General features: G+C 62.4%; 12 protein-coding genes and 2 pseudogenes. 7 read left to right on the top strand and 7 right to left on the bottom strand.

From position 1 onward, the window contains the following. Positions 1 to 148: 148 nt before the first annotated feature. Positions 149 to 1,081, bottom strand: coding sequence for a LysR substrate-binding domain-containing protein (locus tag EIY72_RS08080; RefSeq protein WP_093218562.1), 933 nt, complete (start codon positions 1,079 to 1,081; stop codon positions 149 to 151). Positions 1,082 to 1,451: 370 nt separating this feature from the next. On the opposite strand from EIY72_RS08080, the gene EIY72_RS08075 reads away from it, so the two are divergent. The 6 genes from EIY72_RS08075 to EIY72_RS08050 all read left to right on the top strand — a co-directional run bounded on the left by EIY72_RS08075 (position 1,452) and on the right by EIY72_RS08050 (position 8,988). Then, complete coding sequence (locus EIY72_RS08075; protein ID WP_093218559.1) at positions 1,452 to 3,095, top strand: ABC transporter substrate-binding protein; 1,644 nt, start codon at positions 1,452 to 1,454, stop codon at positions 3,093 to 3,095. A gap of 76 nt (positions 3,096 to 3,171) precedes the next feature. Continuing rightward, positions 3,172 to 4,125, top strand: a complete 954-nt coding sequence (locus tag EIY72_RS08070) for an ABC transporter permease (protein WP_093218558.1) — start codon at positions 3,172 to 3,174, stop codon at positions 4,123 to 4,125. Beyond that, a complete protein-coding gene (locus EIY72_RS08065) occupies positions 4,122 to 4,958 on the top strand; it encodes an ABC transporter permease (protein ID WP_093218557.1) in 837 nt (278 codons plus the stop codon). The genes EIY72_RS08070 and EIY72_RS08065 overlap by 4 nt, the downstream gene beginning before the upstream one ends. A 2-nt stretch (positions 4,959 to 4,960) precedes the next feature. Next, positions 4,961 to 6,619, top strand: a complete 1,659-nt coding sequence (locus EIY72_RS08060) for a dipeptide ABC transporter ATP-binding protein (protein ID WP_093218555.1) — start codon at positions 4,961 to 4,963, stop codon at positions 6,617 to 6,619. A gap of 85 nt (positions 6,620 to 6,704) precedes the next feature. Beyond that, positions 6,705 to 7,886: a hypothetical protein gene (locus tag EIY72_RS08055; RefSeq protein ID WP_197678827.1), complete on the top strand. Its 1,182-nt coding sequence runs from the start codon at positions 6,705 to 6,707 to the stop codon at positions 7,884 to 7,886. Between the two features lie 226 nt (positions 7,887 to 8,112). After that, entirely contained in the window at positions 8,113 to 8,988 is an 876-nt protein-coding gene (locus EIY72_RS08050; protein WP_093218554.1) for a LysR substrate-binding domain-containing protein, read from the top strand. 136 nt (positions 8,989 to 9,124) lie between these two features. Here EIY72_RS08050 and EIY72_RS08045 read toward each other — a convergent pair whose 3' ends face one another. The 6 genes and pseudogenes from EIY72_RS08045 to EIY72_RS30315 form a co-directional block, all read right to left on the bottom strand. Beyond that, positions 9,125 to 10,489 carry an MFS transporter gene (locus EIY72_RS08045; protein ID WP_093218553.1) on the bottom strand — a complete coding sequence of 455 codons (1,365 nt, stop codon included), beginning with the start codon at positions 10,487 to 10,489 and terminating at the stop codon, positions 9,125 to 9,127. Between the two features lie 156 nt (positions 10,490 to 10,645). Then, positions 10,646 to 12,079: an NAD-dependent succinate-semialdehyde dehydrogenase gene (locus EIY72_RS08040; protein WP_093218552.1), complete on the bottom strand. Its 1,434-nt coding sequence runs from the start codon at positions 12,077 to 12,079 to the stop codon at positions 10,646 to 10,648. After that, positions 12,076 to 13,110, bottom strand: coding sequence for an aldo/keto reductase (locus EIY72_RS08035; RefSeq protein ID WP_093218550.1), 1,035 nt, complete (start codon positions 13,108 to 13,110; stop codon positions 12,076 to 12,078). Before EIY72_RS08035 ends, EIY72_RS08040 begins: the two co-directional genes overlap by 4 nt. Before the next feature lie 10 nt (positions 13,111 to 13,120). Beyond that, positions 13,121 to 13,633 carry a formaldehyde-activating enzyme gene (gene fae / locus EIY72_RS08030; protein ID WP_093218549.1) on the bottom strand — a complete coding sequence of 171 codons (513 nt, stop codon included), beginning with the start codon at positions 13,631 to 13,633 and terminating at the stop codon, positions 13,121 to 13,123. A gap of 305 nt (positions 13,634 to 13,938) precedes the next feature. Next, positions 13,939 to 14,538: pseudogene (locus EIY72_RS30320) on the bottom strand (methyl-accepting chemotaxis protein); the annotation flags it as partial. Positions 14,539 to 14,796: 258 nt separating this feature from the next. After that, positions 14,797 to 15,729 (bottom strand): annotated as a pseudogene (locus tag EIY72_RS30315) (cache domain-containing sensor histidine kinase); the annotation flags it as partial. 371 nt (positions 15,730 to 16,100) lie between these two features. On the opposite strand from EIY72_RS30315, the gene EIY72_RS08020 reads away from it, so the two are divergent. Then, positions 16,101 to 17,144 carry an LLM class flavin-dependent oxidoreductase gene (locus EIY72_RS08020; protein WP_093218543.1) on the top strand — a complete coding sequence of 348 codons (1,044 nt, stop codon included), beginning with the start codon at positions 16,101 to 16,103 and terminating at the stop codon, positions 17,142 to 17,144. The last annotated feature ends 137 nt before the right edge of the window (positions 17,145 to 17,281 follow it).

Below are 17,281 nucleotides of genomic sequence, written 5' to 3'. Positions count from 1 at the left end.
AAATGCAGGTTACTCACCAGCGATTCGATTCTCTGTAGGAGCGAGCCTGCTCGCGATGGTCGTCAACGATGACACGGGGCACCAGACACCCCGCGTTGCCCGGGCCACCATCGCGAGCAGGCTCGCTCCCACAGTAGGCCTGCGTTGACTAGACAGCCGCAGTCGAAGGCTCCAGCTGCCGCTGCGCCAACCAGATCTCTTCCTGCAACCACTGGGCGAACACCTGCAATTGCGGCATCTCGGTCTGCTCGGGCCGGGTCACCAGCCAGTAGGATTGATGGCCGTCGACATGCACGTTCAGCACCTGGGTCAATTGCCCGCTGGCCAGTTCCGAGGCGACCATGTGCCAGTCGGCAATGGTGATGCCCAAGCCATCGGTCGCCGCCTGAATCGCCAGGTCGAGCAAGTCGAATTCATAGCCGCCCTGGGTGTCCACGCCGGTAATGCGCGCCGCATCCAGCCAATGCTTCCAGGTCAGGTAGCGTTGATCCTCGCGGGCCAGCACATGCAGCAGGGTCAGGCGATTGAGGTCCAGGCCCTGCTCGCTCCACTCCCGGGCGTACAGGGACGGCGCGCACACCGCAATGTGCCGTTCCTGAATCAACAGCGAACTGTTGAGCCCGTCCCACTCGCCATCGCCAAAACGAATCGCACAATCGAGTGTGCTGGTTTCTGCCAGGCTGTCCTGCAGGCGCGTGGTGATGCTCAGTTCCAGCTCCGGGTGCTGCTCGCGCAAGCGTCCCAGGCGTGGCATCAGCCAGCGACTGGTGAAGGTTGGCGGCGCGTTGATGTGCAGACGATTGGAATGGGTTTTCTGCTGGATGCTGCGCACCGTCAGCTCGATCTTGTCGAACGACTGATGCAACGCCCGCAGCAACACGCGCCCGGCACTGGTCAGGTCGAGGTGATGGTGACGCCGCTCCAGCAGGTTCTCGCCGAGTTGTTCTTCAAGCTGACGCACCTGCCGGCTGACTGCGCTCTGGGTGACATTCAGCAGTTCGGCAGCGCGGGTGAAGCTGCCGGTGCTGCCGGCGACTTCGAAGGCTTTGAGGGCATTGAGGCCGGGCATTTTTCGTTTCATGGAGGGCTCTCGTGGAAGACTGACCTGGTCACTAGCATCCCACGCTCCGTAGGAAATTTCCGCAGTAACATGCATTTTTGTGTTGTGTAGGACAATCCCTGCTTCAACACACAGCGCCCCTCTGTAGGAGCGAGCATGCTCGCGATGGCATCGTACCTGACACAAAAATGTCGCCCCATACACCGCCATCGCGAGCAGGCTCGCTCCTACAAGGGTTGTGTTCGGCCGGTCTAGATCAGGCACTGGCATGGCCCCTCGCCAGTAACATGCGTTTATCGAACGTTTAAACGCTGAATTTATCGTTTGTCGACCAAGGCACGGATGACAAAACTGCGGCCATCTCTAATAAAAACAACATGAGAGCTGCCCCATGCCCCATCTCGACGAGCTGAAAACGCTGGACGGTACTGCGCCGCATCCCGCCGTCAACGCCCTGTGCAACCAAGTCAAAAGCGGCGAGATCAATCGTCGTCAGTTTCTGCGCACCGCCGTCCTGCTCGGCGTCACCGTGGCCAGTGCCAGCACTTTCATCGGTTCGGCCCTGCTTGGCGATTCGGCGTTCGCCGCCGACGCGCAATCACCCCGTCAGGGCGGCAGCCTGCGCTTTGCCTGCGCCATCCAGGAAATCCAGGACCCGATGCTGATCACCTGGATCGAAGCCTCGAACCTGCTGCGCAACTCCCTGGAATTCCTGACCTGGGTCGACGCCGACAACATCACTCACCCCTACCTCGCCGAGAGCTGGAGCCCGTCCGAGGACCTCAAGACCTGGACCTTCAACCTGCGTCAGGGCGTGAAGTGGAGCAACGGCGACGAGTTCACTTCGGACGATGTCGAGCACAACCTCAATCGCTGGATCGCCGCCGACTCCAAGTCGGTCAACCGCACCGCGTTCCAGGACATCGCTGCCGTCGAGAAAGTCAGCCCTTATCAGTTCCGCCTGGTGCTCAAGCGGCCGATCCTGGCCATTCCGGAAATGCTCAGCGCGTTTACCTGCACCCTGGTGCACCGCAGCTTCAAGAACGGTGACGACTGGACGAAAAACCCGATCGGCACCGGCCCGTTCAAGCTGGTGTCCTTTGCGGTGAACAAGCAGGCCACCTTCGCCAAGCGCGCCGACTACTGGCGCAAACCGGCCAACCTCGACGAACTGCGTTACGTCGACATGGGCACCGACATCTCCACCCATCTGGCCGCCTTGCAGGCCGGTCAGGTCGATGTGCTGTACCGCGTCACCGTGGCCGAGCTGGACCTGGCGAAACGCTTGCCGGGCGCACAACTGCTCAGCTGCAAGTCGGCGCAGACCGTGGTCATGCGCATGGCCTGCGACCAGAAGCCCTTCAGCGACGTGCGCGTGCGCAAAGCCGTGGCGCTGTGTGCCGACAACGCGCAGATGCTGAAAATCGCCTATCGCGGCATGGGCACCCTCGGTGAAGACCACCACGTCGCGCCGTCCCATCCGGAATACGCACCGCTGCCCAAACGCGAACGCGATGTCGCGGGCGCGAAAAAACTGCTGGCCGAAGCCGGTTTCGCCAATGGCCTGGACATCGACCTGATCGTCGGCAACACCCAGGGCCGCTACGAACAGGACACCGCACAGATCCTCCAGCAAAACTGCCTGGAAGCCGGCATCCGCATCAACCTCAAGGTGATCCCGGCCACCCAGTACTGGCCGATCTGGGACAAGGCCGCGTTCAGCCTGACCTATTGGGCACACCGTCCGCTGGGGGTGATGTCCCTGGAGCTGGCCTACCGCAGCGGCGCAGCGTGGAACGAAAGCCACTACAGCAACCCGGCTTTCGACGCCGCCCTGGACAAGGCCATGGGCATCATCGACCCGAAACAACGCGCCGCGGCCATGCAGGAGGTCGAGCGCATCCTTCAGGACGACGCGGTGATGGTGCAGCCGTTCTGGGCGGACAAGTTCACTGCCACCAGCAAGAAGGTCCAGGGCTTCAAAGTTCACCCCTCGGACTTCTACCCAATGGATGAAGTCTGGTTGAGCGCCTGACGCGCAGCCCTCTCGGTGCCCGCCCACCGCCTGGTACGGCGGGCACGCATCCCTTGATTAGCCGGAGCCTGCAAGCATGGCTGAATTTCTGTTGCGCAAATTGATGGCGTTGATCGCGACCCTGCTGTCGGTGTCGCTGATCGTATTCGTCGCCCTCGAACTGAACATCGAGGACGTCGCGATCAACGTCCTCGGCCCCTACTCCGCCGCCGACCAGCGCGCCGCGTGGCTGCTGGAACATGGCTACAACCAGCCGTTCCTGTGGCGCTATCTGGTGTGGCTGAAGGATTTCGTCAGTGGCGACTGGGGCACTTCGGTGCACTTTCGTGAACCGGTGATCAACCTGCTGCTGCCCAACCTCGGGCAAACCCTGATCCTTGCCGGCCTGGCGCTGCTGATCATGGTCCCGGTGGCCCTGACCCTGGGCATTCTGGCGGGCATTCGCCAGGGCTCGTTCGTCGACCGCCTGGTGTCGTTCCTGTCGATCGTCACCACCTCCATTCCGGATTTCGCCAGTGCGGTGTTCGTCTCGGCGATTTTCGTGTTCTGGCTCAACTGGCTGCCGGGCGTGAGCAGCATGAGCGACGGTTTCAACAGTGCAGAACTGGCCCTGCCGCTGATGGTGCTGTGCCTGTTCGGCATCGGCTACCTGGCGCGCATCACCCGCGCCTCGATGGTCGAAGTGATGCAGGCGCCGTACATCCGCACTGCACGCCTGAAGGGTGCATCGACCTCGCGCATCGTGCTGCGCCACGCCCTGCGCAACGTGCTGATCGCACCGATCACGGTGATCATGCTGTACATCCCCTGGCTGCTGTCGAATGTGATCGTGGTCGAGGTGTTCTTCGCCTACAAGGGCTTTGGCTCGCTGCTCTACACCGCTTCACTGAACCACGACGTCTACCTGATCGAAGCCTGCGCGATGATCAGCGGCGCGGTGGTCGGCGCGACAAAAATCTTTTCCGACCTGGCCTACACCTGGCTCAACCCGCGCATCACCCTGCGCAGTCTCGGCGGAGGTGGCCAATGAGCTTCCTGCAATCGTTCAAGCATCCTTTGGCCTTGCTCGGCCTGCTGCTGGTCGGCGGCTGGGTGCTGGTCGCGGCGTTCGCGCCCTGGCTGGCACCCCATGATCCGCTGGCCAGCTTCAGCCCGCTGCTGACGCCGATGACCGCGGATCCCGACGGCCAGACATTCCTGCTGGGCACCGACATGATTGGCCGCGACATTCTTTCGCGGCTGATCTGGGGCACCCGCACCGTGCTGTTCTGGTCGATCCTTGCCACCCTCACCGCCTTCGCCGTGGGCATCGCCATGGGCCTGTGCGCCGGCTACTTCAACGGCAAGGTCGACGGTTTCCTGTCCTACGTCGCCGACACCGTGCTGTCGTTCCCGGTGCTGGTGTTGTACATCGTGATCATCATCGCCCTCGGCGCCTCGGCGCTGAACATCCTGATCGCGGTGACCTTCACCAGCGCCCCGGCGATCTTCCGCATCATGCGTGCCCTGACCATCGACATTCGCTCGCGCGACTACGTGCTCAGCGCGATCACCCAGGGCGAAGGCTCGCTGCGCATCATGCTGGTGGAAATCCTGCCCAACTGCGGCGGCCCGCTGATCGTCGATTTCTGCCTGCGCATCGGCTACACCGCGATCATGATCGGCGCCCTCGGTTTCCTCGGCCTGGGCCTGCCGCCGCCAACCCCGGACTGGGGCGGCATGATCAACGAAGGCCGCAGCATGGCCATCGCCTTCCCGCATCTGGTGATCTTCCCGTGCATTGCCATCTCCACCCTGATGCTGGGCCTGAGCCTGTTGGCCGACGGCCTCGACGAACACGCGCAGAAAGGCGCAAGGAGCTGAGCATGAGCCACCCACAGAACCTGCAACAAGTGCTGCGCGTGGAGAACCTCTCCATTGAATTGCCGGCCGGTGCCGATCGCAGCCATGCCGTGCACGGCATCAACTTCGAAGTGCGCAAAGGCGAAATTCTCTGTGTAATCGGCGAGTCCGGCTCGGGCAAATCAGTGCTCTCGGCGGCGATCATGGGCGACTACGCCAAGGGCCTGCGTCACAGCGAAGGCGTGATCGATTTTCTCGGCGATGACATCTGCCGCTTGCCGGAACAGGACCTGCGGCGCTTGCGCGGCAACCGCATCGCGATGATTTTCCAGGAGCCGATGGCGGCGTTGAACCCGGCGATTCGCATCGGTCAACAAGTCGAGGAAATCTTCGACATTCACGCCCCGCAGATGCCCGCCGCCGAACGCCGCGAACGCATGCTCGCCCTGCTCGACTCGACCCATTTGCCCGACCCGCCACGGATCGCCAACAGCTTCCCGCACCAGCTCTCCGGCGGCCAATGCCAACGGGTGGTGATCGCCATGGCGCTGGCGATGAACCCGGACCTGCTGATCGCCGACGAGCCGACCACGGCGCTGGACGTGACCACCCAGGCGCAAGTGCTGAAGCTGGTGCGCGAGCTGCGTGGCCGTGGCCAGCACGGCATTCTGTTCATCACCCACGACTTCGGCGTGGTCGCGGAAATCGCCGACCGCATCGCCGTGATGGAAGGTGGCCGGCTGGTGGAAATCGGAGAGCGTGACCAGGTGCTCAACGCGCCGGTGCACCCTTACACACGCAAACTGATCGCCGCCGTCCCGGCGCTGCACCCGGAGTTGCATGTGCCCAGTGCCGATGGCGAACTGGCGCTGCGCATCGAACGCCTGAACAAGACCTACAACGTCGGCGGCCGCTCGGTGGCAGCGCTGCGGGATGTCTCGCTGCAACTGCCACGGGGCAAGACCCTGGCGATCGTCGGCGAGTCCGGCTCGGGCAAAAGCACCCTGGTGAAAGCGGCGATCCGCCTGGTCGACAGCGACAGCGGTCACGTCTGGGTTGGTGACACGGATTTCCTCGCCCTGCGTGGCGCTGCGCTGGCAGCCAATCGGCGGCGCATCCAGATGATTTTCCAGGACCCTTACGGCTCGCTCAATCCACGTCACAGGGTCGGCGACATCATTGCCCGCGCGGCCCAGTTGCGCGGCTTGTCGGCCAAGGATGCCTGGGCCGAGGCCGGTGATCTGCTCGAACAGGTCGGCCTCAAACGTGACGCCCTCAAACGCAAGCCCCGGCAGTTCTCTGGCGGCCAGCGCCAGCGCATCGGCATTGCCCGGGCGCTGGCGATGCGTCCCGAGGTTTTGATCGCCGATGAAAGCGTTTCGGCGCTGGACGTCTCGGTGCAGAAGCAAGTGCTGGAGTTGCTGGCCGAGCTGCAGCAGCGGCTTAACCTGAGCATCCTGTTCATCACCCACGACCTGCGCGTGGCGGCGCAGATCAGCGACTACATCGCGGTGATGCGCCAGGGCGAAGTGGTCGAATACGGCAGCGCCGAACAGGTGCTGCTGCGTCCGCAGAACAACTACACCCAGACGTTGCTGGCGGCGGCACCGGGCGCTTCGGCGTTGCCGGCCACACCCGACGATGGCCCGACCTTGCGCCTGATCAGACCCCAGGCCCACTGACCCATAAACCCTTTCCCCACGCTACGGCATTCGCCGTGGCCTGGGTTGCTGTTGCCACCATAAAACCAAAAAAAGGAACACGACATTGCGCACAACCACCCTTCGCGCCATCCATTCCCTTGCCCTGATTCCGGTACTTGGCGCCTTGGCCGCACCGGCCATGGCAGTCCAGGTCACCGACAACCTGGACCTTGGCGGCGCCGTTCGGGCCCGTTGGGATTACGACCCGGACCGCGACATTCAGAAGTTCGGCCTGGACACGGTATTCCTCAGCGCCAAATACAATTCCGAGAGCTGGATCGGTGAAGCCCAGTACCGTTTCTACGGTCGCTCCTACCCCTACCAGTACACCAAGAACTACGGCGACATCCAGTTCGCCAAGTACGCCTGGGTTGGCTACAAGTTCAACCCCGACCAGCAGGTGCAAGTGGGCCTGAACACGGTGCCGTTCGGCTTGCAGCCCTACTTCGGCAGCACCTTCTACGAAACCCTGGGCAACGTCATCGGCCTGGAAGACGTGCAGCAGATCGGCACCAAATACATCCAGCAAAGTGGCGACTGGAACGTCCAGGCCGGTTACTACCTGCGCCCGGCGTGGCAAGGCAAAGGCACCAGCAAAGGCGTGACCTATTCCAGCGTGGTCTCCGAAGCGGACAGCTATGTGGCCGATGGCAGCAACAACCAGGAGCGCAACACCGTGGTACTGCGGGTGGCCAAGGCGCTGGACCTGGGGCCGTGGAAATCCGAAGTGGGTATTTCCGGCCTGACCTCGAGCATCGAGAACAAGGACACCGACAACAACGGTCGACGCAACGTCGCGGCCGTGCATTACCTGGGCAAGAACGGTCCGTGGGGCGTGCAGTTGCAGGCCGCGCGCCAACAGATGTCGCCGCGCAACCCGGGCTCGGATGAAGTGGTGACCCTGGGCGGTTACGACGGCACCTACAACGTCGCCAGCCGCGGCAATCTGTATGTGGCGGACCTGAGCTATGACGTGGCGGGCAAGTACCTGTTCGACCAGATCAGCGGGGTCAAGCTGTACGCCAACTACAGCGCCTTCGACAAATCCGCCGATGACTTCAAGACCTCCCAGCGGGCGATCCTCGGCACCTCATTCTCCTTCAGCAAGCTGTGGATCGCCACCGAGTGGATCTTCGGCAAGAACGACCCTTACATCGGCGGCAGCAGCTACACCCAGAGCCTGGGTGCGGGTGGGTCTGATCAGTGGGAGAACCAGTTGTACATGAACATCGGGTACTACTTCTGATCAGGCATCTTCGCCGTCCTTAAGGACGCCATCGCGAGCAAGCTCGCTCCCACATAGGATCTGTGATGTTCACCAATCCCCTGTGGGAGCGAGCTTGCTCGCGATGGGGCCGGTCGAAACAACACTTGCAACCGCTCCATACACATAGTCAGATAGGGCCTTCGGATATTTCGTACAGAAAACCTGCCCCACTCAACAGCGGCGGCCGGTGCGGAGCCCTCCTTTCATGCGTCAACTGCCCTCGCTCAACATGCTGCGTGTCTTCGAAGAAGTCGCGCGGCATCGCAGTTTCAGCCAGGCAGCCCTGGAGCTGAACGTCACCCAGGGTGCGGTCAGCCGGCAGATCAAACAGCTGGAAGATTACCTGGGCGTCGCGCTGTTCATCCGCACGCCCCAGGGCCTGTCGCTGACCGAGAGCGGCACGGCCCTCTCGCCGCACCTGGCACAAGCCTTCGACCACATTGAACGCGCGCTGCAAGCCGTGCGCGTACCCAATCTGCGCCAGCGCTTGCGCATCGTCGCCCCGCCGACCTGGGCCACGCGCTGGTTGTCCGCGCACCTGCGCGCCTTCGTGCAACGCTACCCGGACATCAGCCTGAGCGTGACCAACCAGATGGGCCACGACAGCCTCGCCGAAATCGACTGCCACATTCGCTTCGGTCTGGAAGCGGCGCACCATTGCAGCAGCCGGTTACTGGTGATGGAACGGCACATCGCCGTCGCCAGCCCGGAGCTGTTCAACGGCGAGCAGCCGCCGGACCTGCGGCAATTTCCATTGCTGCACATCCTGCACGACGGCAAGCGCCTGAAGGTCTGGGAGAACTGGCTGGCGGCCATGGGCCGCGAGGATGTCGATGCCGGGCAAGGGCTGGAATTCAGCACCCTGGACCAGGTGATTCACACAGCCCTGGCCGGGGGTGGCCTGGCGGTGATCGACCGGCAGATGATCGTCAAGGAACTGGCCAACGGCAGCCTGCTGCCGATCACCCCGGTGGAGGTGATCGGGCCGTATGGTTATTGGCTGGATGTGGCGAATGACAAGCAGGGCCTGTCGAAGGTGCGCTTGTTTACCGAATGGCTGAGTGTGGTCAGTAATCCCTGACACCTTGTCATTCCCTGCACACCAATACCCACTGTGGGAGCGAGCTTGCCCGCGATGAGGGAGGGTCAGTCGGTACATCTGCAATCTGACACACCGCCATCGCGGGCAAGCCCCCACAGGGATTTGTGGATGATTTCTAGACCGGTGTTGCGGCTTTTACCGCCAATGTCACACCACCTTCAACAGGACTCTGCACCTTGCACGCCTGACTCAGGGTCAGCGACTTGGTCTCCGGTGCCCAGGCCCAGGACAGCAAGGCACCGATCGCCAGGATCGCCGCGAGAATGCCCATGGTCGGGCTCAAACCGATACCCGCCACGCTCACCGGCAACAGGAAGGTACTGATTGCCGAACCCAGACGGCTCACCGCCGTCGCCAGACCAATGCCGCTGGCGCGCACTTCGGTCGGGAAGCTCTCGGCCGGGAACACGCCGACCAGGTTGCTCACCGCCGACAACACCAGGGTAAACACACCGAACACCAGCACCATCAGCCACGCCGCACTGCCCGGCAACACCGCCAGCAGGAACAGCGCCACCGCGAGGATGATGAACGAGTTGATGAGGAACCCGCGCCGGGTGAACCTGATCGTGCACCAGATGCCGATCAGCGCACCGAGGATCAACAGCATGTTCAACATCAGCTCAGTGCCGAAGCCCTCGGCCAAGCCCATTTTCTGCAGGATCGACGGCAGGAAGGTGTAGATGGCGAAGTACGGCATCACGATGCACACGAAGAACAGGCAGTTGAACGCGGTGCGCTTGCGGTACTCGGGGCTGAACAGCACGGCGTAGCCGGAACGGGTCTCGCCGGACGGGGTTTCGTCCAGTTCGACATGCTCGCCCAGATGCTTCTTGACGATGGCGCGGGCCTCGGCAATGCGCCCCTGATTGACCAGCCAGCGTGGCGATTCCGGGGTGCCGATACGGGCAATCAGGATCAACGCCGCCGGGATCGCCGACGAGGCCAGCATCCAGCGCCAGGCGTCGTCACCGAGGCTGAGCATGGCGGTACCGACGAAGGTCGCGGCGACGTAGCCGAAGGTCCAGATCACGCTGAACGAACCGAGCAACACGCCACGGTGTTTCTTCGGCGAGAACTCGGCCAGCATGGCGTGGCCGACACTGAAGTCACCACCGAGGCCGATGCCGATCAGCACCCGACAGAGGAACAGGGTCAGCGCCGACTCGACGTAGAACTGCATCACCGAAGCGACAGTGATCAGTACGAAGCTGACCAGGAAGATTTTCTGCCGGCCGACCTTGTCGGAGATCCAGCCGAAGAACAGGCTGCCGAGAAACAGGCCGATCAGCGCCGAAGCACCGATCAGGCCCTGCCAGAATGCGTCCAGCTGCATCTGCGGGCTCAGCAAGGTGAAAGCGATACCGATCAGGCCAAGGATGTAGCCGTCGGTGAAGTGCGCGCCGAACGTGAGGCCGGCGATTTTGATGTGAAAGCGGCCAATGGGCAGGTCGTCGATTTTTACCGGTTTTACGGACATGTTCGTCTCCAGTTGTTGTTATAGATGGAGAAAAGAAACGTGTAATTCCTGTAGGAGCGAGCCTGCTCGCAATAGCGCTGAGTCAGGCAATACTGATGTCGACTGACACGCCATCATCGCGAGCAGGCTCGCTCCTACAGGGGTACCGACTGAGGGTTACAAACCACCCATCAACAGGTATTTGATTTCCAGATAGTCATCCAGACCGTACTTCGAACCTTCGCGACCCAGGCCCGATTCCTTGATACCGCCGAAGGGTGCCACTTCCGTGGAAATGATCCCTTCGTTGATCCCGACCATGCCCGCTTCCAGGCCTTCGGCCATGCGCCAGACACGGCCGATGTCGCGGCTGTAGAAGTAGGCCGACAGGCCGAATGGCGTGTCGTTGGCCTTTTGCAGCACCTCGGCTTCATCCTTGAAGCGGAAGCAGGCAGCCACCGGTCCGAAGGTTTCATCCTGGGCGATCAGCATCTCGCCGTTGGCTTCGGCGAGGATGGTCGGCTCATAGAAGGTGCCGCCCAGCGCATGGCGACGACCGCCGCACAAGACTTTGGCACCCTTCTCCACTGCGTCACTGACGTGCAGTTCGACCTTGGCCAGCGCCGCTGCGTTGATCAGCGGACCTTGTTCGGTTTCGCCTTCCAGGGCACTGCCGACACGCATGGCGGCGACGGCTTCGGCGAGCTTGCCGGTGAAGGCCTCGTAGACGCCGTCCTGAATGAAGAAGCGGTTGACGCAAACGCAGGTCTGCCCGGTGTTGCGGAATTTCGAGGCCATCGCGCCTTTGACGGCGGCATCCAGATCGGCATCGTCGAAGACAATGAACGGCGCATTGCCGCCCAACTCCAGCGAGACCTTTTTCAGGGTGTCCGCGGCCTGGCGCATCAGCAATTTGCCGGTACGGGTCGAGCCGGTGAACGACAGCTTGCGCACCACGCTGGAAGCCTGCAGCGCACCGCCAATGGCCACGGCATCACCCGAGACCACGTTGAACACACCGGCGGGAATCCCGGCCTGCTCGGCCAGCACCGCCAGGGCGAAGGCCGACAGCGGGGTTTCTTCCGAGGGCTTGAGGATCATGGTGCAACCGGCCGCCAGTGCCGGGCCGACTTTGCGAGTGACCATGGCCAGCGGGAAGTTCCACGGGGTGATCGCCGCGACGACGCCTATGGCTTCCTTGACCACGATGATCCGCGCATCGGCCTTGTGGCTCGGGATCACATCGCCGTAGGCGCGCTTGGCTTCCTCGGCGAACCACTCGAGAAAACTCGCTGCGTAGACCACTTCGCCCATGGCTTCGGCCAGAGGCTTGCCCTGCTCACGGCTGAGCAAGGTGGCCAGTTCCTTCTGGTTGCTCAGCATCAGCTCGCCCCAGCGCTTGATGCGCTGGCTGCGTTCCTTGGCGGTCAGCTTGCGCCAGGCCGGCAAGGCACGCTCGGCGGCTGCGATGGCTTGGTTGGTTTCTTCAGCGCCGGCTTTTTGCACCTCGGCGATCAACTCGCCGTTGGCCGGGTTCAGCACCGGGTAAGTGGCGCCTCCACTGCTCCATGCACCATCAATGAAATTGCCGTGCCGAATCAACGCGCTCATGCCACCGCCTCAGTCAGGTTGAAGCGTTCCAGACCCGGACGGGCGGTGCGCAGGATACGTTTGCCGGCGGTGTAATCGTTGATCACGTCGCACGGTGTGTAGTTGCGTTCCAGCTCGTGCAGCTCTTCGGCATCGAGCTTGGTCTCCAGGGCCGCCAGGGCGCTGTCGAACTGCTCGGTGGTGTCGGCGCCGACCAGCATGCAATCCACGCCCGGATGGTTGGCCACCCACGCCTGGGCAATCTGCGCGTTGGACACACCGCGGGCACGGGCCACACGCTGCACCGAATGGGCGATTTCGAAGGAGGCTTCGTCACTGTACATCTGCTGGGTGAAGAAGTCGGTCTGGTTGCGGGTCGACTGCACGTCACCAGTCAGCAGACCACGGGCCAGCGGGCTGAACACCGAGACACCGAGACCCTGATCGCGGCAGAACGGGATCATCTCGCGCTCTTCTTCGCGGTAGGCGCAGTTCAGTTGCAGCTGCATGTTGATCGGCTTGACCCAGCCATTGCGCTCGCAGGCCATGAGGATCTTCGCCAGTTGCCCGGTGAGCATGGTCGACACGCCGATGTAGCGGGCCTTGCCGGAGCGCACGATGTCGTTCATCGCGCTCATGGTCTCTTCGACCGGGGTGTTGACGTCGAAGTAGTGCAGCATGAAGACGTCGACGTAATCCATGTCCAGGCGCTTCAGGGACGCATCGATGCTGTCCATGATGTGCTTGCGCGAATGGCCGCTGGCGTTGATGCCCGAACGGGTGCCGTAGCCGACCTTGGTGGTGATCACCAGGTCTTCGCGACGGGCCAGGCGCTTGACGATGCGCCCCACCACTTCTTCGCCGACGCCGGCGGAATAGAAGTCCGCCAGGTCGATGAAGTTCACGCCGTTGTCCAGTGCGTGCTTGACGATCGGCTCGCTTTTCTTCTCATCGAAGATCCACGGTTTCCAGTCCGGGGTGCCCATGTTCATGGTGCCCAGGCACAGGCGGGAGACTTCGAGACCGGAGTTGCCCAAACGAATGTATTGCATGGCGCGGACCTCAGGCTTTAGGGGTGTAGAAAGGGTTGCTGATGTGACCGACCACGTCCGCCAGCTGCGCGGTTTCCGGCTTGCCGGTCAGGGCGGCGCGGATCGCGGTGCGGCAGGCGTTGTAGTTGTTCAGGTACACCGCATCGAGGTCGTCGCAGGACGGGTTGACCCAGTTGGCGGTGACGATGGCCCACTCGTCTTCGGCTTCCGGCGGCAGGGTGCCGTCGAGCAGCGCTTCGAGAACCGCCTTGGCGATACCGGCCTGGGACGCGCCCCAGGTGGCGTTGCCGTGCAGGTCGCTGCTGATCGCGGCCTTGTTCACGTACAGGGTCATCGGCTTGACCGGGATGTTCGGCTGGGCGATCACCATGAACGGGCAGTGCCCCTGGCTTGGCGATGCCAGGCTGTTGGCGAACGCCTGGCCGGCCGGGCCGTTGCGCGGGCCGATGAGGATGTTGATGTGCGCGGCGTTCACGCCCGGGCCTTCGAAGCCTTCACCGATGTACAGGTCGAGTTCTTTCATGATCGTTTCTCTTGTCAGGACGCAGAGGGATGTTGGGGACGGTCAGAAGCGCACGCAGGCAGCGGGCCTGGCGTGGCAAAAGTCGGGATTCGAAGAGCGCAGCGGGAAATGTGCGAAGACGCAGCAGTGATGATGGGTCATGGTTGCAAACGCTCTTTTTTGTTGTTGATGAGCTGGTTTGCGATTTTTTAACACCGGGGGTTGGCGGGGCTGTAACCATTAAAAGTCATGGGGGCATGACTTCAAGTCATACCCCCTTGAGCAAAGCGTCCCGCTGCTGGAGCGGGCCCGCTCGCGATTGCAGGTCAGGTCCTGAAGCGGCTCACCAGGCCATTCAACGTTTGCGACAGCTCGGTCAGGTTCTGCGCGTCTTCACGGGTGGCGTCCGCGAGGTTGGCGACCCGTTGCGCATCACCGTGAATCTGGCTGATGTGCCGATTGATGTCCTCGGCCACCTGGTGCTGTTCTTCCGCCGCCGTGGCGATCTGCGTGTTCATGTCACGGATCACGTCCACCGACTCGCGAATCAGACCGAAACTTGCCCGCGCTTCGTTGATCGACAGCACCGTCTCCTGGGACATCTCCAGGCTGGCATGCATTTGCTTGCCCATCTGGTGGGTGCGCCGCGCCAGATTGCCGAGCAGGCCGTCGATCTCACTGGTCGAGTCCGCGGTGCGTTTGGCCAACGCACGCACCTCGTCGGCGACCACGGCAAACCCCCGGCCCTGCTCGCCAGCGCGCGCCGCTTCAATCGCCGCATTGAGGGCCAGCAGGTTGGTCTGCTCGGCAATCGAACGGATGGTGCCGAGAATCGACTGAATGTCGTTGCTGTCCTGTTCCAGTTGCTGCATCGCATCAGCCGAGTGACCGATCTCCTGGCTCAGGCGCCCGACATTGTTCACCGCGTTATCGATCTGTTGCTGCCCGGTGCGGGCCTGACGCTGGCCATTGTCGGCCGAATCCGCCGCCTGACTGCAGGAGCGCGCCACTTCGTGGGAGGTGGCAACCATTTCATGAAAGGCCGTCGACACCATGTCCACGGCTTCACGCTGACGCGAGGCCACCTCGGCCATTTCCACCGACACCTCGGTGGCACTGCCCGAACTGCTGTGGATCTGCCCCGACGCCTGGCCGATGCGCTGGATGAGGCTGCGAATCGCTTCGAGAAACTGGTTGAACCAACCGGCCAGTTGCGCCGTTTCATCCTGCCCACGTACCGCCAGGCGCGCCGTCAGATCGCCCTCGCCCTGGGCGATACCTTCCAGACCATTGGCCACCCCACGAATCGGCTTGACGATCAGCCCGGCAAACCAGGCGCCGGCCATGGCGAACAACCCGGCACAGACCAGCGCGATGGCGGCGATGATCCAGGTCAGGCGTGTGGCGGCGGCCATCACTTCGCGCTCAGGCACGACGCCTACAAAGCGCCAGCCCAACGACGTCGAGGGCCAGACAAAGGCCATGTAGCGCTCGCCCGCCAACTCAACGTCGACCAGGCCTTTGCCGGACTCGGCCAACTGTCGATAGCCTTCGCCGAGCTCCGCCAGTGCCTTGAAGTTGTGGCTCGGATCATGGGGGTCGACCAGCACGGTGTTGTTGCCTTCCATCAGCATCAGGTAGCCGCTTTCACCCAGCTTGATCTGCTTGACCAGATCGGTCAGTTGCTTGAGCGACACATCGATGTTCACCACGCCGCCATGGCTGCCCAGCTGATTGCTGAAACTGCGCACGGTGCTGACCAACACGACGTCGTCGGCCGCCCAGTAATAAGCATCGGTACGCAAGGTCTTGCCCGGGTTGGCCAACGCCGTCTTGTACCAGGGCCGGGTGCGCGGGTCGTAGCCGGCCAGTTTCGGGTCACCGGGCCAGAACACATAACCGCCCTCTTCGGTGCCCAACGACAGGTAGGCATAGGCCGGATGACTCTTGGCCAGCCCGGCGAACAACTGGAACACCCGTTGATCCTGCTCGCCCATCGGCACCTGCGCCGCGTCGCTGCCCAGGTAGCGCTTGAGGTGGCCATCGATGGCCTGCAACTGCGGGTGCTCGGCCAGGTAAGCGACGTTCTGGCTGATGCCTTCGAAGAACAGTTGCATGGCCGTTTCGACCTGGCGAATTTCCCGCGCACTGCTGTCGGTAAAGGCTTCGCGTGCTTCGTTGCGCAGGTTGAGGATGATCAGCACCGCCACCAGCAACACCGGCAGGCTGGCGATGACGGCAAAAGCCAGGGTCAGTTTTTGTTTTATGTTCATTGAGCTCGCCTTCCTTGTGAGGTGAGTGCTTGACCGTTTGAGAGAAATATTTTGCGGATATTCCGTATTATGGTATACCAATATTCAATCAGCCGGCCAGCCGTACTCCAAGACGCGCTTTACACTGGCGAGAACACCCCGGGGCGCGCCGCGCTCATCCCTGGCAACAGGCCCGCAGTCGACAGGCCAACAACAAAAGATTCGAGGTACACGTCATGAAGTTTTCCCTGTTCGTACACATGGAACGTTGGGACGAAAGCGTCAGCCACCGCCAGTTGTTCGAGGACCTGACCGAACTGACCCTGATGGCCGAGGCCGGTGGTTTCAGCACCGTATGGATCGGCGAACACCACTCCATGGAGTACACCATCTCGCCGAGCCCGATGCCGCTGCTGGCGTACCTGGCGGGCAAGACCACCACCATTCACCTGGGCGCCGGCACCATCATCGCGCCGTTCTGGCACCCGCTGCGGGTGGCCGGTGAATGTGCACTGCTCGACGTGATCAGCAACGGACGCATGGAAGTGGGCCTGGCCCGTGGTGCCTACCAGATCGAGTTCGACCGCATGGCCGGCGGCATGCCTGCGTCCAGCGGCGGCCAGGCACTGCGCGAGATGGTGCCGGTGGTGCGCGCCCTGTGGAACGGCGACTACGCCCATGACGGCGACATCTGGAAATTCCCCACCTCGACCAGCGTGCCCAAGCCGATCCAACAACCGAACCCACCGATGTGGATCGCCGCCCGCGACCCGGATTCGCACAACTTCGCCGTGGCCAACGGCTGCAACGTGATGGTCACGCCGCTGATGAAGGGCGACGAAGAAGTGCTGGACCTGAAGAACAAGTTCCAGGCCGCACTGGACAACAACCCTGGCGTGCCACGCCCGCAACTGATGGTGCTGCGTCACACCCACGTGCACACCGCCGACGATCCCCAAGGCTGGCAAGTGGGGGCCAAGGCCATCTCCAGGTTCTATCGCACCTTCGATGCCTGGTTCGGCAACAAGACCACGCCGGTCAACGGCTTCCTCGAGCCCAGCCCGGAAGAGAAATTCGCCGGTCGCCCGGAATTCGAACTGGAAAGCCTGCACAAGACCGCGATGATCGGCACCCCGGAAGAGATCATTCCGCGCATCAAGTACTACCAGGAACTGGGTGTCGACGAGTTCAGTTTCTGGTGCGATAACAGCCTGCCCCACGCGGAAAAGAAAAAGTCCCTGGAGCTGTTCATCAAGCACGTGGTGCCAGCTTTTCGCTGAATGCGCCAGACTGCCCCCGAACACAAATCCGGGGTTCAACACAGATCACTGTGGGAGCGAGCTTGCTCGCGATGGACGTCAACGATAACGCGCGTCATCTGAAGGACCGCGTGGTCCAGAAGTTTTTCGCGAGCATG

Source organism: Pseudomonas vancouverensis, from assembly GCF_004348895.1.
GTDB classification, from domain to species: domain Bacteria; phylum Pseudomonadota; class Gammaproteobacteria; order Pseudomonadales; family Pseudomonadaceae; genus Aquipseudomonas; species Aquipseudomonas vancouverensis.
This window is presented reverse-complemented; position numbering and strand designations above follow the sequence as displayed.

Coding starts and splice junctions, on each gene's coding strand:
- EIY72_RS08080 (WP_093218562.1), bottom strand. CDS start 1,081: ATGAAACGAAAAATGCCCGGCCTCAATGCCCTCAAAGCCTTCGAAGTC.
- EIY72_RS08075 (WP_093218559.1), top strand. CDS start 1,452: ATGCCCCATCTCGACGAGCTGAAAACGCTGGACGGTACTGCGCCGCAT.
- EIY72_RS08070 (WP_093218558.1), top strand. CDS start 3,172: ATGGCTGAATTTCTGTTGCGCAAATTGATGGCGTTGATCGCGACCCTG.
- EIY72_RS08065 (WP_093218557.1), top strand. CDS start 4,122: ATGAGCTTCCTGCAATCGTTCAAGCATCCTTTGGCCTTGCTCGGCCTG.
- EIY72_RS08060 (WP_093218555.1), top strand. CDS start 4,961: ATGAGCCACCCACAGAACCTGCAACAAGTGCTGCGCGTGGAGAACCTC.
- EIY72_RS08050 (WP_093218554.1), top strand. CDS start 8,113: ATGCGTCAACTGCCCTCGCTCAACATGCTGCGTGTCTTCGAAGAAGTC.
- EIY72_RS08045 (WP_093218553.1), bottom strand. CDS start 10,489: ATGTCCGTAAAACCGGTAAAAATCGACGACCTGCCCATTGGCCGCTTT.
- EIY72_RS08040 (WP_093218552.1), bottom strand. CDS start 12,079: ATGAGCGCGTTGATTCGGCACGGCAATTTCATTGATGGTGCATGGAGC.
- EIY72_RS08035 (WP_093218550.1), bottom strand. CDS start 13,110: ATGCAATACATTCGTTTGGGCAACTCCGGTCTCGAAGTCTCCCGCCTG.
- fae (WP_093218549.1), bottom strand. CDS start 13,633: ATGAAAGAACTCGACCTGTACATCGGTGAAGGCTTCGAAGGCCCGGGC.
- EIY72_RS08020 (WP_093218543.1), top strand. CDS start 16,101: ATGAAGTTTTCCCTGTTCGTACACATGGAACGTTGGGACGAAAGCGTC.